This window comes from Streptomyces coelicoflavus, from assembly GCF_045041415.1.
Classification (GTDB): domain Bacteria; phylum Actinomycetota; class Actinomycetes; order Streptomycetales; family Streptomycetaceae; genus Streptomyces; species Streptomyces coelicoflavus.
Map to the genome: position 1 here is coordinate 2,686,646 of NZ_CP108218.1, position 13,434 is coordinate 2,700,079.

Sequence of the window (13,434 nt, forward strand, 5' to 3'; positions counted from 1 at the left end):
CGGCCGGGGTGTGTGTCGCCGGGGCGTGTGTCGCCGGTTCACACGGCGGGGCCTCAGGTGCGCGCCAGTACCGTCCCCACCACCTGACGCAGCATCGCCTCCGGGTCGGGGGCGGGGCCCGGGGAGCGCCAGGCCACGAAGCCGTCGGGGCGGACCAGGACCGCGCCGCCCCGGGTCACTCCGTGGGCCCGGGCCCAGTCGGTCTCCTCGTCGTCCGGGACCAGGTCGGCACCGGGGGCGCCGCCGACGCGGTACGGCTTCAGCGGGACGCGCAGCGCCGCGGCCACCTCGGTCGCCGCCTCGTGCCAGCCGGCGGGCTGGGCCGCGTCGCTGAGCAGGACGAGGGAGTCCTCGTAGAGGTCCAGGGTGGACAGGCGCTCCTCGCCCCGGCGGAGCCAGAGGTGGGGGGCCCTGCTGCCGGGAGCGCCGGTGAGGTCGAGGCCCTCCGGGACCACCGGCGTCGCCGGGTCGGCGCCGACCACCGCGCCCTGGGGGTAGCGGTAGCCGAGGGCGACGTTGAGGATGCCGCGCTGCGGGCCGCCGCCGGGGCCACCGGCAGGGGCGCCACCGGGCGCGCCACCCCCGGGTGCGCCACCCGGACCACCACGGGCCGCACCGCCGGGACCACCACCGGGCGCGCCGCCGGGGCCGCCCGAACCGCCTGCGACACCCCCGGCGGCACCGGGCGCGCCACCCGGTCCCCCACCTCCCGTCACCCCTGACGGCGCGAACCCCGGGTGGCTGTGCTCGACCGAGCGGTGGGCCGCGCGGGCGCTGGTGGCCTCCGCGACCGGGCGCCGTTCCGTGTCGTACGTGTCCAGCAGGGCCTCGCCCGCCCAGCCCTCCAGCACCGCCGCCAGCTTCCAGGCGAGGTTGTGGGCGTCCTGGATTCCGGTGTTGGAGCCGAAGGCGCCGGTGGGGGACATCTCGTGGGCCGAGTCGCCGGCCAGCAGGACGCGGCCGGAGCGGTAGCTGCGGGCGACGCGCTGGGCGGCGTGCCAGGGGGCCTTGCCGGTGATCTCGACGTCGAGGTCCGGGTCGCCGATCGCGCGGCGGATGTGGGCGGCGCAGCGCTCGTCGGTGAAGTCCTCGACGGTTTCGCCCTGTTCGGGGTGCCAGGGGGCGTGGAAGACCCAGTTCTCGCGGTTGTCGACGGGCAGGAGGGCGCCGTCGGCGTCCTCGTCCGTCAGGTAGCAGACGATGAACCGGCGGTCGCCCACGACGTCGGCGAGACGGCGGGAGCGGAAGGTGATGCTGACGTTGTGGAACAGGTCGCCGGGTCCGCTCTGGCCGATGCCGAGCTGTTCGCGGACGGGGCTGCGGGGGCCGTCGGCGGCGACCAGGTAGTCCGCGCGGATCGTGGTGTGCTCGCCGGTCTCCCGGCTCTTCACGATCGCCGTGACGCCCTCGGCGTCCGTCTCGAAGGAGAGCAGTTCCGTACCGAAGCGCAGGTCGCCGCCGAGGGTGGTGGCGTGGGTGAGGAGTTCGGGCTCCAGGTCGTTCTGGCTGCACAGGCACCAGGAGCTGGGGCTGAAGCGGGCGAGTCCGTTGCCGGGGTCGATCTGCTTGAACAGCCACTCCCCGGCGTCGCCGGCCAGGGTCGGCGCCTGGAGGATGCCGTGGTTGTCGGCCAGGGTGGCGGCGGCCCGGCGGATGTCGGGCTCGGTGCCGGCCACCCGGAAGATCTCCATCGTGCGGACGTTGTTGCCGCGCCCCCGGGGGTGGATGGAGGTGCCGGCGTGGCGCTCCACCAGGGTGTGCCGGACGCCCAGCCGTCCCAGGAACACCGAGGTCGACAGGCCCACCAGGGACCCGCCGACGACGAGCACCGGGACACGGTGGGTCCGGCCGGCCCCAGGGGCGGCTCCGCCGGACCGGTCGGCTCTTTCGTTCATGGATTCGTCCTCCGTTGTACGACAGGCGTGCGACAGGTGCACGAGAGATGCGCGACAGACGCGCGAGACGGGTGAGAGAGCTGCGAGACGGGTGAGAGGTGTGCGAGACGGGTGAGAGAGGTGCGGGAGGGAGCCCGGCAGAGGTGTGCCGGGGCCTTCATGCATGCCCCGTACGGCTCGTCGGGGCCCGCGGCGGCGCAGGCTTCACCCGCTTAACCCTCCTGGTTCGCGGACCTCGCGGGCACGGCCCACGATCGTGCTTACGCGACCGTCGCACCCCGCCGGCCTGGCGTGCGCCAGTGACGATCGCCCCCAGTCCACGAGAAGTTCCCCGGAGAAGAGGTGGGCCGGATGACGGTCTCTCCCGTCGTAGCGACGGATGCCCCGACCACGGACGCGACCGCGACGGACTCGGCGCAGGCGACAGACGCGAAGGACGCCGCGCGCCCGAGGGCCGTGGCGGCGGACGCGGGCGGCGTGTCGATATCCGCGTTCGACGGTTCCCGCGTACGGGTCGTCCTGATGCTGGACGTCCACGACGGCATGCAGCAGGAGTTCCTGGACGCCTACGAGCGCATCCGCGACCGGGTCGCCGCCGTTCCGGGACATGTCAGCGACCAGCTGTGCCAGTCCCTGGAGAACCCGACCCAGTGGCTGCTGACCAGCGAGTGGGAGAGCGCCGCGCCCTTCCTGGCCTGGGTCAACAGCGACGAGCACCTGGACACCGTCGAACCGCTGGCGACCTGCGTCCGTGACACCCACTCGCTGCGCTACAGCGTCCTGCGGGAGACCGACGGCGGACGCCCGGCCCCCGGTGAGCCGCGCTCCGCGCCCCGGATCGGCGGCAACGTCGTCCGGCACGCCCTGACCTTCACCGTCCGGCCCGGCACCGAGGCCGAGACCGCCCGGCTGCTGTCCGAGTACGTGTCGCCCGACGCCCATGTCGACGGCTCCACGCGGCTGCTGCGCACCTCGCTCTTCATGTCCGGCAACCGGATCGTGCGGGCCGTGGAGGTGCGGGGCGACCTTCAGACCGCGCTGCGCCACGTGGCACGGCAGCCCGGGGTGCGGGCGGTCGAGGAGGCCCTGAACCCGTATCTGGAGCAGGACCGGGACCTCGGTGACCCGCAGTCCGCCCGGCGGTTCTTCACCCGCGCCGCCATGCCGGCCGTCCACCACGCGGCGACGGGCGACCGTCCCGGCGCACGCACCGAGCGGCTCGCGCTGCTCTACCCGGTACGCGACGGCGCCGGTCCGGAACTGGCCCGGCTGCTGGCCCGCCAGGACGCGTCCGCCGCGCAGGACCCGGCGGGACCCGTGCGGGCGGCCACCGTCTTCCACCGCGACGACCTCGTCGTACGGCTCGTCGACGTGGCCGGCGACCCCGGGGCCGCGCCCGCCGCCGTCCTGGGCCTGCACGGGTCCGAGGGCGCCGCGGCCGCCGAGCGGCTGCTGGACACCGCCGCGGTAGGCATCGACGGTCCGCCGGCCGAGGCGGCCGCGCTGTCCCGGCTGCTGACCCGGATCCGTATGACGCCCCTGACCGACCGGCGTTCGGCCGGCAGCTGAACCAGACCCCCCACCGCGCGGCCGGCCGGGTCCGACGGCGTGCCCGGCCGCCGGACCGCGCGAACCCCTCCCCCCACCGCTTCTCCTCCCCCGTCCTCCCGTCACCCCGGAGTGAACGACATGACAGACCAGCAGGTACGCATCGTCTCCCTCGGCGACATCGCGCCGAACCGCCGCCGCGGCGGAGACCTCCGCGCCCTTCTCACGCCCACCACCGCCGGGTCGACCAGCGGCTTCATGGGCGTGGCCATCGTGCAGCCCGGCGACCGCATCGCCGAGCACTACCACCCGTACTCCGAGGAGTTCGTGTACGTCACGGAGGGCACCCTCGAGGTGGACCTGGACGGGGTGCCGCACTCGCTCGCCACCGGGCAGGGGCTGCTGATCCCGCAGGACATGCGCCACCGCTTCCGCAACGCGGGGGACGTCGAGGCGCGGCTCGTCTTCCACCTGGGGCCGCTGGCCCCGCGCCCTGAGCTGGGCCACGTCGACACGGAGGACGCGGAGGGCAACGCGCTCCCCTGCGACGGGGCGCACGCGCACGCGGGTGGCGCCGGGCACGAGCGGCCCGCCCCCGCGGCCGAGGTGGTGTCGTGACCCGGCGCCGGGTCGCCGTCACGGGCATAGGCGTCGTCGCCCCGGGCGGGATCGGCGTGCCCCAGTTCTGGGGGCTGCTGTCCGAAGGCCGTACGGCGACGCGCCGCATCTCCCTGTTCGACCCGGCCGGGCTGCGTTCGCAGATCGCCGCCGAGTGCGACTTCGAGCCGTCGGACCACGGGCTCGGCCTCGCCACCGCCCAGCGCTGCGACCGGTACGTGCAGTTTGCGCTGGTCGCCGCCTCGGAGGCGGTCCGGGACGCGAACCTCGACATGAACCGCGAGGACCCCTGGCGGGCCGGTGCCACCCTCGGCACCGCGGTCGGCGGCACCACCCGGCTCGAACACGACTACGTCCTGGTCAGCGAGCGCGGCACGCGCTGGGACGTCGACGACCGGCGGGCCGAGCCGCACCTGGAGCGCGCGTTCACCCCGGCCACCCTCTCCTCCGCGGTCGCCGAGGAGTTCGGGGTGCGCGGGCCGGTGCAGACCGTCTCCACCGGGTGCACGTCCGGTCTCGACGCGGTCGGGTACGCCTATCACGCGGTCGCCGAGGGGCGGGTCGACGTGTGCCTGGCGGGCGCGGCGGACTCGCCGATATCGCCGATCACCATGGCCTGCTTCGACGCCATCAAGGCGACCTCGCCGAACAACGACGACCCGGCGCACGCCTCCCGCCCCTTCGACGCCGACCGCAATGGCTTCGTGATGGGCGAGGGCGCGGCGGTGCTCGTCCTGGAGGACCTGGAGCACGCGCGGGCCCGGGGCGCGGACGTGTACTGCGAGATATCGGGCTACGCCACCTTCGGCAACGCGTACCACATGACCGGGCTCACCAAGGAGGGCCTGGAGATGGCGCGGGCCATCGACACGGCGCTGGACATGGCCGGACTCGACGGCTCGGCGATCGACTACGTCAACGCGCACGGCTCCGGCACCCAGCAGAACGACCGGCACGAGACCGCGGCCGTCAAGCGCTCGCTGGGCGCGCACGCCTATGCGACGCCGATGAGCTCCATCAAGTCGATGGTGGGCCACTCGCTCGGCGCGATCGGCTCCATCGAACTGGCCGCGTGCGTCCTGGCGATGGCCCACCAGGTGGTGCCGCCCACGGCCAACTACACGACCCCCGACCCCGAGTGCGACCTGGACTACGTGCCGCGCGAGGCACGGGAGCGGACGCTGCGGCACGTCCTTTCGGTGGGCAGCGGCTTCGGCGGCTTCCAGTCGGCGGTCGTACTGAGCGGCAGTGAAGGAGGGCTGCGATGAGCGGACCACAACGGACCGGCACCGGCGGTGGGAGCCGGCGCGCGGTCGTCACCGGCCTGGGCGTGGTGTCCCCGCACGGGACCGGCGTCGAGGCGTACTGGAAGGCGGTCGCCGACGGCGCCAGCAGCCTCGGGCCCGTCACCCGGGAGGGCTGCGCGGACCTGCCGCTGCGGGTCGCGGGCGAGGTGCCCGGCTTCGAGGCGGCCGAGACGGTCGAGGACCGCTTCCTCGTCCAGACCGACCGGTTCACGCACTTCGCGCTGGCCGCCACCCAGCACGCGCTGGCCGACGCCCGGTTCGGCCGGGCCGACGCGGACTCGCCGTTCTCGGTCGGCGTGGTCACCGCGGCGGGCTCGGGCGGCGGCGAGTTCGGGCAGCGGGAGCTGCAGAACCTGTGGGGGCACGGCTCGCGCCACGTCGGCCCGTACCAGTCGATCGCCTGGTTCTACGCGGCCAGCACCGGCCAGGTCTCCATACGCAACGACTTCAAGGGCCCCTGCGGGGTCGTCGCCGCCGACGAGGCGGGCGGCCTGGACGCCCTGGCGCACGCCGCGCTGGCCGTGCGGAACGGCACCGACACGGTGGTCTGCGGCGCGACGGAGGCGCCGCTGGCCCCGTACTCGATCGTCTGCCAGCTGGGCTACCCCGAGCTGAGCCGGGCCGCCGAACCCGACCGCGCCTACCGCCCGTTCACCGACGCCGCCTGCGGGTTCGCACCGGCCGAGGGCGGGGCCGTACTCCTCGTGGAGGAGGAGGCGGCGGCCCGGGAGCGCGGCGCGGACGTGCGGGCGACGGTGGCCGGGCACGCGGCGACCTTCACCGGGCCCGGCCGCTGGGAGCGGTCCCGGGAGGGGCTGGCCCGCGCGATCGGGGGTGCCCTGGCCGAGGCGGGCTGCCGGCCCGAGGACGTCGACGTGGTCTTCGCGGACGCCCTCGGCGTCCCGGAGGCCGACCGGGCGGAGGCGCTGGCGCTGGCCGACGCGCTGGGCCCGCACGCGGCCCGGGTGCCGGTCACCGCGCCCAAGACCGGGACCGGGCGGGCGTACTGCGCGGCGCCGGTGCTCGACGTGACGACGGCGGTGCTCGCGATGGAGCACGGGCTGATCCCGCCGACCCCGCACGTGCTGGACGTGTGCCACGACCTGGACCTGGTGACCGGCCGGGCCCGCCCCGCCGAGCCGCGCACGGCCCTGGTCCTGGCGCGCGGCCTCATGGGGTCCAACTCGGCGCTCGTCCTGCGCCGGGGCGCGGTACCGCCCGGGGGCCGCTGACGGCCGGACGACGACCAACGGTCACGGGCGGTGCCCGTGACCGGCCAACCCGAGTCAAGGAGGACACCATGACCGACCAACTGGACTACCAGGTGACCGTCGAGGAGCTGTCGGCGCTGATGAAGCGCACCGCCGGCGTGCACGTCGACCCGGTCACCCTCCGGCAGCAGGCCGACGACGGTTTCGACACCTTCGGCCTGGACTCCCTCGGCCTGCTGGGCATCGTGGCCGAGCTGGAGAAGCGGTACGGCCTGGGCCTGCCCGAGCAGGCCGAGCGCTGCAAGACGCCCGCGGATTTCCTCGCGCTGATCAACGGCGCCCTCAAGACGGGAGTGTGACATGGCAGGGCACACCGACAACGAGATCACCATCGCCGCCCCGATGGAGCTGGTCTGGAACATGACCAACGACATCGAGAAGTGGCCCGCGCTGTTCAGCGAGTACGCCTCCGTGGAGGTGCTCGGCCGCGACGACGACAAGGTGACCTTCCGGCTCACCATGCACCCGGACGCCGACGGCAAGGTGTGGAGCTGGGTCTCCGAGCGGGTCGCCGACCCGGTCACCCGCACCGTCCGCGCCCAGCGCGTGGAGACCGGCCCCTTCCAGTACATGAACATCGTCTGGGAGTACGCGGAGACCGCCGAGGGCACCGTCATGCGCTGGACGCAGGACTTCGCGATGAAGCCGGACGCGCCCGTGGACGACGCCTGGATGACGGACAACATCAACCGCAACTCCCGTACGCAGATGGCGCTGATCCGGGACCGGATCGAGCAGGCGGCGGGCGAGCGGCGCACCGCTTCGGTGCTCGCCGACTGACACCGGGAGACCGACACCGGCCGGCCGGCACCCCGGCCGGCCGGCACCCCGGCCGGCCCGGACCGACCCCGACCGACCCCGACCGACCCCGACCGACCCCGACCGGCACCGACCGACACCGGCGAAGGGCAGCACCCCATGCACCACACACTGATCGTCGCCCGGATGGCACCCGGCGCGGCACCGGACATCGCGAAGGTGTTCGCGGAGTCCGACGGCGGCGAACTGCCGCACCTGGTGGGCGTCAACCGGCGCAGCCTCTTCGAGTTCGGTGACGGCGTGTACCTGCACCTCATCGAGAGCGACGAGGACCCGGCCCCCACCATCGGCAGGCTGACCGGGCACCCGGAGTTCCGCCAGGTCAGCGAGCGGCTCGAGCCGTACGTCTCGGCGTACGACCCGGCGACCTGGCGCGGTCCCAAGGACGCGATGGCGCGCTGCTTCTACCGCTGGGAGCGGACCCCCGCCCACTGACGGCACTCCGTCCCCGCATGCGTCGGGGCCGCCCGGATGTCCTCCGGGCGGCCCCGACGAAGACGTTCCGGGCGAAGACGTAACCGGGCATCGAACGGTTGCGCTCACGGTCCGAATGTCCGCGTGAGAAGGGACACGTCGGAAACTGTGATGTTTTCGTACGTGCGTCCGCTTGGATCTTGGGGGTACAACAGCACACCGGAGTTGGCTGTGCGTGCCCCGACGACCAGCAGAGAGGACGCACGCCGTGGGCCGATCCACCGCCCGCCGGAGCAACCGGAGAACCGGGCCGGACGGCGCCGGGCACAGATCCCGCGCTCGCAGACGCAGACGCCGGGGACCCGCCCGCGCGGTCCTGGCCTGCCTCGCCCTGGGGGCCGTCCTGCTCACCGCGGGTGCCGCCGTCGCCTACTGGCGGGAGACCCGGCCGCCGGTGACGGACGACCAGGTGGCCGACGTCGCGGACGCCCTGGACGCCTCGACCGCGAAGTCGTCCGCCTCCTCCTCCCCCTCGCCGTCCCCGTCCCTGAAGACCTCGCCGTCGCCCTCGGTCTCGCCGTCCCCCTCCACGATCGCCATTCCGGCGACCGGCCCCGGCACCTTCGTCACCGCCCAGGCCGACGGCACGACGGTGGGCACCGGCAGCCGCGTACGCCGCTACAAGGTCCTGGTCGAGGACGGCGTCGACATCCGGCCGAGCGCCGCCGCCGACGAGATATCCGAGGTGCTCGCCGACGACCGCGGCTGGACCCAGGACGGCACCAACTCCTTCCGGCTGGTCAGCAGCGGTTCCTACGACTTCGTGGTGAAGATCGCCACGCCGGGCACGGTGGACAAGATCTGTGGCGCCGCGGGCCTGCTCACCCGGGGCGAGGTCAATTGCAGCGTGGGCACGGACGTCGTGGTGAACCTGAAGCGCTGGGTGCTGGGTTCGCCGGAGTTCGACGGGCCGATCCACGAGTACCGGGCGCTGATCGTCAACCACGAGGTCGGCCACCGCATCGGCCACGGCCACGAGACCTGCCCCGGCGCCGGCCGGCCCGCGCCGGCGATGATGCAGCAGATCAAGGGCCTCAAGGGGTGCGTGGCCAACGCCTGGCCCTACGACGAGGCCGGCGACTACCTGGGCGGCCCCTCGGTGCCCTGAGCCGCCTCCGGCCGGCCCGCGCGGCGCGTTCGGCGGACGGTTCGCGGGACAGGCCGCGGGGCGGGGGGTGATGATCGGGTCCATGACCACCACAGAGCGCTTCGACCCCCGCACCCTGCTGGCCGGGAGCCGGCTCGGCGTCCTGGCGACGATCAAGTCGGACGGCCGCCCGCAGCTCTCGCCCGTCATGCCCGCCTACGACCCGGAGGCCGGCGTCATCCGCGTGTCGACGCGGGAGGGGCTGGCCAAGACGGCGAACCTGCGCCGGGACCCGCGGGCCGTGCTGGAGGTGACCGCCGCGGACGGCAGGTCCTGGGCCAGCGCCGAGGGCGTCGCCACCCTCACCGGGCCCGGCACCGACCCGCACGGGCCGGAGGTGGAGGCGCTGGTGGAGTACTACCGCGCGGTGTCCGGGGAGCACCCGGACTGGGACGAGTACCGGGCGGCGATGGTGTCGGACCGGCGGGTGCTGCTCACCATCACGGTCGAGCGCGTGTACGGCGCCGACCTCGGCTGACCGGGGGCGGGACCGGCGTGGCGGCGGGCGGGACCGGCGTGGCCGGGGGCGGGACCGGCGTGGCGGCGGGCCGGGAGCGGGTCCCGCACCGGCCGCACAAGTTTTGTGCCGGAGCGGTGAAGGATCCGCCCGCCGCTTCCGTACCTCCTGGCGTACCCGTGTCGCGTCGCCCCTGGAGGCACCATGCGCCTGTCCCGCAGCAGGATCGGAGTCGTCGTCCTGTTCGGTGCGATGACCCTGACCCTCACCGCGCTGGCCTTCCCGGCCGTGCTCGGTCTGGACAAGCCCGACGGCAACCAGGACCGGGTGGTGGCCAGTACGAAGTCCGGTCCGCTCACCGAGGCGGACCGCGACTTCGTGGTCAAGGTCCGGGCCGCCGGGCTGTGGGAGTACCCGCTGGGCGAGATGGTGATGGAGCGCGGTACGACGAAGGCGATGAAGACGGCCGGCGAGCACCTGGTCGTCGGGCACGCCGGTCTCGACGCGATGTGCCGCGAGATCGCCCCCGAGCTGGGCATCACCCTCCCCAACCGGGCCTCCCCGCAGCAGGAGGGCTTCGTGGCGACGGTGGACGCCAAGACCGGCAAGGAGTTCGACTCCTCGGCGGTCAACATCATGCGGGTGACCCACGGCCAGATCTTCCCGGCGATCGCCAAGATCCGGGCGTCCACCAAGAACACGCTCGTGCGGCAGCTGGCGGACCTGGCCAACGACACCGTCCTGGACCACATCACGGTGCTGGAGAAGACCGGGCTGGTCGAGTACGACGAGGTCACCTTCAACCAGACCGGCCCGGCGAAGCTGCCCCGCGAGAAGGTCACCCCGCCCCCGCCGCAGCCGGGCGAGCAGGTGCTGGTGCTCAAGCCGCGTCCCGACCTGAACGTGAACACCGCCTCCCCGACGCCCACTCCGTCCCCGGCGGGCTCCTGAGCCGGACCGCCACGGCTAGCACCATGGACCGTCCGCCCCGCCCCTCCCCGGGCACCATTACGACCGAGTCACGACCCGCGGCCGGGGGAACGGGCCCCGGGCTCCGCTCGTTCTTAGGGGGTGGCGGCCGACGAAGTCCGCCGGCCATGACCATCCGGCGCCGGTACCGGTGGTGGGCGGGCCGTTCCCCTCCTCCTGCCCTCGCCGACCGGGGACCGACGACAGGAAGAGCGGGACCATGACCGCTTCCGGGCCGGGCAGCGGCGACACCCCGGGCGAGCCGGACGGTACTCCGTCCGTGCCCGAGCACGTCTGGCGGCTGTTCCTGGAGGACGACGAACGCGCCATCCGCGCCTCCGCCCCCAGGGAGCCCGCCGCGCGGGACCGCCTCCCCGGCTGGCGGCCGGAGCCCCCCGCCGGCCGGCCCGGCCGCGCGGTCCGCCCCGCCGAGACGGTCGGCGAGGCGTGGCGCCCGCAGGACACGTGGGCGGGCCCCGCCTGGCGCGAGCTGGACGGCCGGTCCCGGGTGCGGCGGGTCGGCCGGGTCCTCGGCACGGCCGCCGCGCTCGCCGTCGCCCTGACCGCGTGGTCGCAGCTGTCCAGCGGCCCGGCCACGCCGGGCGGCGGGCCCGCCGAAACGATCGGGCAGCGCCTGGAGGAGAGCCCCGCCGTGCCCACGGCGGACTCGGGGGCGGACTTCGAGGCCGACTCCGGGGCGGGTTCCAGGGCGGACTCCGAGGCGGACTCCCCCACCGATCAGCTCGCGGAGTCCCTCGCTCCGGCGGAGTCCGGCGCCGCGAGCCCCGCCGTCTTCGAGCCCGCCCCGTCCGCGATACCCCGGGCGTCTACCCCTTCCCGGACGTTCGACTGACCCGTCAGGCGCTGCGCCTGCGGGACGCCGTCTTCTTGGGGGTGTTCCTGGCCCCGCCCTTGTCGCCGCTCCCGGCCGCACTCTTGGCCGCGGTCTTCTTGGCGGTGCCCTTGGCCGCCGTCTTCTTCGCCGCCGTCGACGTGGACTTCGCCGTCGACTTCCTGGGCTCCGCCTTCTTCGCCGCCGTCTTCTTCGCGGCCGTCGAGGCGGACTTCTTGCCGCCGGTCTCCTTGGGGGTCCGGCGCGACGAGGTCTTGCGCTGCGGCAGGGACCTGACCTCGGCCTCCTCGGCGGGCCCGGCACCCTCGCCGTCCCGGGACTCCCGGGCCGCCCGCACACTGCTCTCCAGCGCGGCCATCAGGTCGAGCACCTTGCCGGGCGCCGCCTCCTCGCGGGCCTCCGGGGGCCGCTCGCCGGAGGCCTTGGCGGCGACGACCTCCTCGACGGCCTCCCGGTACTCGTCGTGCAGGTCGTCCAGGTCGATCTCGCCGAGGGTGTCCATGAGGGCGTCCGCGAGGTCCAGTTCCTGGTCGCGCACGGTGACGCCGCCCTCCGGGGCGACGCCCTCGGGGGCCCGCACCTCGTCCGGCCACAGCAGGCCGTGCATCGCGATGGCGTCGCCGACGACGCGGAGCATGCCCAGGCGCTCCCTGCCGCGCAGCGCGAACTTGGCGATCGCGACACGGTTGCTGCGCTTGAGCGCCTCGCGCAGCAGGGTGTACGGCTTGGCCGCGGGGGCGCCGCTCGCCGCGAGGTAGTAGGCCGAGCCCATCTGGAGCGGGTCGATGCGGTCCTCGGGCACGAACGCCACGATCTCGATCGTGCGGGCCGTCGGGATCGGCAGCTGGGACAGGTCCTCGTCGGTGATCGGGATCATCGAGCCGTCGGCGTCCTCGTAGGCCTTGCCGATCTCGGCCTGGGTGACCTCGCGGTCCTCCAGTTCGCAGACCTTGCGGTAGCGGATCCGGCCGCCGTCCTCCGTGTGGATCTGGCGGAAGGAGACCGCGTGGCTCTCGGTCGCGTTCACCAGTTTGATCGGGATGCTGACCAGGCCGAAGGAGATGGCGCCGTTCCAGATGGATCGCACGTGCAGCACCCTTCCTTTCGGGGCCTCTCAGGCGTTTTGTCCCTGTTTCGTGAGATTCTCATGGTATGGCGCCGATGACGGAAGTGGAGGGGCGGCGGGTGGCCCTCAGCAACCTGGACAAGGTGCTGTATCCCGCGGCCGGCCTCACCAAGGGCGAGCTGCTGCACTACTACGCGACGACCGCGCGGGTGCTGCTGCCGCACCTGCGGGACCGCCCGGTCTCCTTCCTGCGGTATCCGGACGGTCCGGACGGGCAGCTGTTCTTCACCAAGAACGTGCCGCCGGGTACGCCCGACTGGGTCACCACGGCCGAGGTGCCCCGTTCGGAGGGCCCGGCCCGGATGGTGCTGGTGCAGGACCTGGCGAGCCTCATGTGGGCGGCGAACCTGGTGACCGAGTTCCACACCCACCAGTGGACCGCGGCCGACCCCGACGAGGCCGACCGGCTGGTGTTCGACCTGGACCCCGGGCCGCCCGCGACCGTGGTGCAGTGCTGCGAGGTCGCGCTGTGGCTGCGGGAGCGGCTGGCGGCGGACGGGATCGAGGCGTACGCCAAGACGTCCGGGGCCAAGGGGCTGCACCTGCTGGCGGGGGTGCGCGGGTCGTCCTCGGAGCGGGTGTCGGAGTACGCGAAGGCGCTGGCGGTGGAGGCGGAGAAGGCGCTGCCGGCGCTGGTGGTGCACCGGATGACGCGCAGTCTGCGGCCGGGGAAGGTGTTCGTGGACTGGAGCCAGAACGCCGCCCGCAAGACCACGGCCGCCCCCTACACCGTGCGGGCCCGCTCCGTGCCCGCGGTGTCCACCCCGGTGACGTGGGACGAGGTCGCCGGGTGCGGGCGGGCGGAGCAGTTCGTCTTCCGTACCGGAGACCTCGGGCCCCGGGTGGAGGACTACGGCGACCTGCTGGCGCCGCTGTTCGACCGGAGGCGGGCCGCGAAGCTGCCCTGACGCCGGACACGCCGGACACGCCGGACACGCCGGACACGCCGG

14 protein-coding genes are annotated in these 13,434 nt (G+C 74.1%); 12 read left to right on the forward strand and 2 right to left on the reverse strand.

The window, feature by feature from the left end:
* Positions 1-53: 53 nt before the first annotated feature.
* Positions 54-1,895, reverse strand: a complete 1,842-nt coding sequence (locus tag OHA99_RS11690; RefSeq protein ID WP_153177958.1) for an FAD-dependent monooxygenase — start codon at positions 1,893-1,895, stop codon at positions 54-56.
* 351 nt (positions 1,896-2,246) lie between these two features.
* Between OHA99_RS11690 and OHA99_RS11695 the strand changes: the two genes are divergently transcribed.
* The 11 genes from OHA99_RS11695 (at position 2,247) to OHA99_RS11745 (ending at position 11,358) form a co-directional block, all read left to right on the forward strand.
* The gene (locus OHA99_RS11695; protein WP_405695646.1) at positions 2,247-3,464 is read left to right on the forward strand and encodes a SchA/CurD-like domain-containing protein; all 1,218 of its coding nucleotides are present in this window, start codon (positions 2,247-2,249) and stop codon (positions 3,462-3,464) included.
* A gap of 120 nt (positions 3,465-3,584) precedes the next feature.
* Positions 3,585-4,061, forward strand: coding sequence for a cupin domain-containing protein (locus OHA99_RS11700; RefSeq protein WP_087789536.1), 477 nt, complete (start codon positions 3,585-3,587; stop codon positions 4,059-4,061).
* Positions 4,058-5,329, forward strand: a complete 1,272-nt coding sequence (locus OHA99_RS11705; RefSeq protein ID WP_153177960.1) for a beta-ketoacyl synthase — start codon at positions 4,058-4,060, stop codon at positions 5,327-5,329. Before OHA99_RS11700 ends, OHA99_RS11705 begins: the two co-directional genes overlap by 4 nt.
* Positions 5,326-6,600 carry a ketosynthase chain-length factor gene (locus OHA99_RS11710; protein ID WP_153177961.1) on the forward strand — a complete coding sequence of 425 codons (1,275 nt, stop codon included), beginning with the start codon at positions 5,326-5,328 and terminating at the stop codon, positions 6,598-6,600. Before OHA99_RS11705 ends, OHA99_RS11710 begins: the two co-directional genes overlap by 4 nt.
* A gap of 68 nt (positions 6,601-6,668) precedes the next feature.
* Complete coding sequence (locus OHA99_RS11715; RefSeq protein WP_007444685.1) at positions 6,669-6,938, forward strand: acyl carrier protein; 270 nt, start codon at positions 6,669-6,671, stop codon at positions 6,936-6,938.
* Position 6,939: 1 nt separating this feature from the next.
* Positions 6,940-7,419: an SRPBCC family protein gene (locus OHA99_RS11720; RefSeq protein ID WP_164383245.1), complete on the forward strand. Its 480-nt coding sequence runs from the start codon at positions 6,940-6,942 to the stop codon at positions 7,417-7,419.
* Between the two features lie 138 nt (positions 7,420-7,557).
* Positions 7,558-7,893 (forward strand): TcmI family type II polyketide cyclase, encoded by a 336-nt coding sequence (locus OHA99_RS11725; RefSeq protein WP_007444682.1) that lies wholly within the window; start codon positions 7,558-7,560, stop codon positions 7,891-7,893.
* A gap of 247 nt (positions 7,894-8,140) precedes the next feature.
* Positions 8,141-9,040, forward strand: coding sequence for a DUF3152 domain-containing protein (locus tag OHA99_RS11730; protein WP_153177962.1), 900 nt, complete (start codon positions 8,141-8,143; stop codon positions 9,038-9,040).
* Between the two features lie 82 nt (positions 9,041-9,122).
* Complete coding sequence (locus OHA99_RS11735) at positions 9,123-9,557, forward strand: PPOX class F420-dependent oxidoreductase (protein WP_153177963.1); 435 nt, start codon at positions 9,123-9,125, stop codon at positions 9,555-9,557.
* Positions 9,558-9,740: 183 nt separating this feature from the next.
* Positions 9,741-10,487 (forward strand): DUF4142 domain-containing protein, encoded by a 747-nt coding sequence (locus OHA99_RS11740; protein WP_153177964.1) that lies wholly within the window; start codon positions 9,741-9,743, stop codon positions 10,485-10,487.
* Positions 10,488-10,725: 238 nt separating this feature from the next.
* The gene (locus OHA99_RS11745) at positions 10,726-11,358 is read left to right on the forward strand and encodes a hypothetical protein (RefSeq protein ID WP_153177965.1); all 633 of its coding nucleotides are present in this window, start codon (positions 10,726-10,728) and stop codon (positions 11,356-11,358) included.
* Between the two features lie 4 nt (positions 11,359-11,362).
* On the opposite strand, the gene OHA99_RS11750 is transcribed toward OHA99_RS11745, so the two are convergent.
* Entirely contained in the window at positions 11,363-12,445 is a 1,083-nt protein-coding gene (locus OHA99_RS11750) for a Ku protein (protein WP_164383248.1), read from the reverse strand.
* A gap of 65 nt (positions 12,446-12,510) precedes the next feature.
* Here OHA99_RS11750 and ligD point away from each other — a divergent pair, with 65 nt between their 5' ends.
* Positions 12,511-13,392: a non-homologous end-joining DNA ligase gene (gene ligD / locus OHA99_RS11755; RefSeq protein ID WP_165684822.1), complete on the forward strand. Its 882-nt coding sequence runs from the start codon at positions 12,511-12,513 to the stop codon at positions 13,390-13,392.
* Positions 13,393-13,434 lie beyond the last annotated feature (42 nt).

Bases quoted from the DNA above. Each gene is read 5' to 3' on its own strand.
- OHA99_RS11740 (WP_153177964.1), top strand. From the start codon at position 9,741: ATGCGCCTGTCCCGCAGCAGGATCGGAGTCGTCGTCCTGTTCGGTGCG.
- OHA99_RS11735 (WP_153177963.1), top strand. From the start codon at position 9,123: ATGACCACCACAGAGCGCTTCGACCCCCGCACCCTGCTGGCCGGGAGC.
- OHA99_RS11720 (WP_164383245.1), top strand. From the start codon at position 6,940: ATGGCAGGGCACACCGACAACGAGATCACCATCGCCGCCCCGATGGAG.
- OHA99_RS11710 (WP_153177961.1), top strand. From the start codon at position 5,326: ATGAGCGGACCACAACGGACCGGCACCGGCGGTGGGAGCCGGCGCGCG.
- OHA99_RS11745 (WP_153177965.1), top strand. From the start codon at position 10,726: ATGACCGCTTCCGGGCCGGGCAGCGGCGACACCCCGGGCGAGCCGGAC.
- ligD (WP_165684822.1), top strand. From the start codon at position 12,511: ATGGCGCCGATGACGGAAGTGGAGGGGCGGCGGGTGGCCCTCAGCAAC.
- OHA99_RS11695 (WP_405695646.1), top strand. From the start codon at position 2,247: ATGACGGTCTCTCCCGTCGTAGCGACGGATGCCCCGACCACGGACGCG.
- OHA99_RS11690 (WP_153177958.1), bottom strand. From the start codon at position 1,895: ATGAACGAAAGAGCCGACCGGTCCGGCGGAGCCGCCCCTGGGGCCGGC.
- OHA99_RS11700 (WP_087789536.1), top strand. From the start codon at position 3,585: ATGACAGACCAGCAGGTACGCATCGTCTCCCTCGGCGACATCGCGCCG.
- OHA99_RS11725 (WP_007444682.1), top strand. From the start codon at position 7,558: ATGCACCACACACTGATCGTCGCCCGGATGGCACCCGGCGCGGCACCG.
- OHA99_RS11715 (WP_007444685.1), top strand. From the start codon at position 6,669: ATGACCGACCAACTGGACTACCAGGTGACCGTCGAGGAGCTGTCGGCG.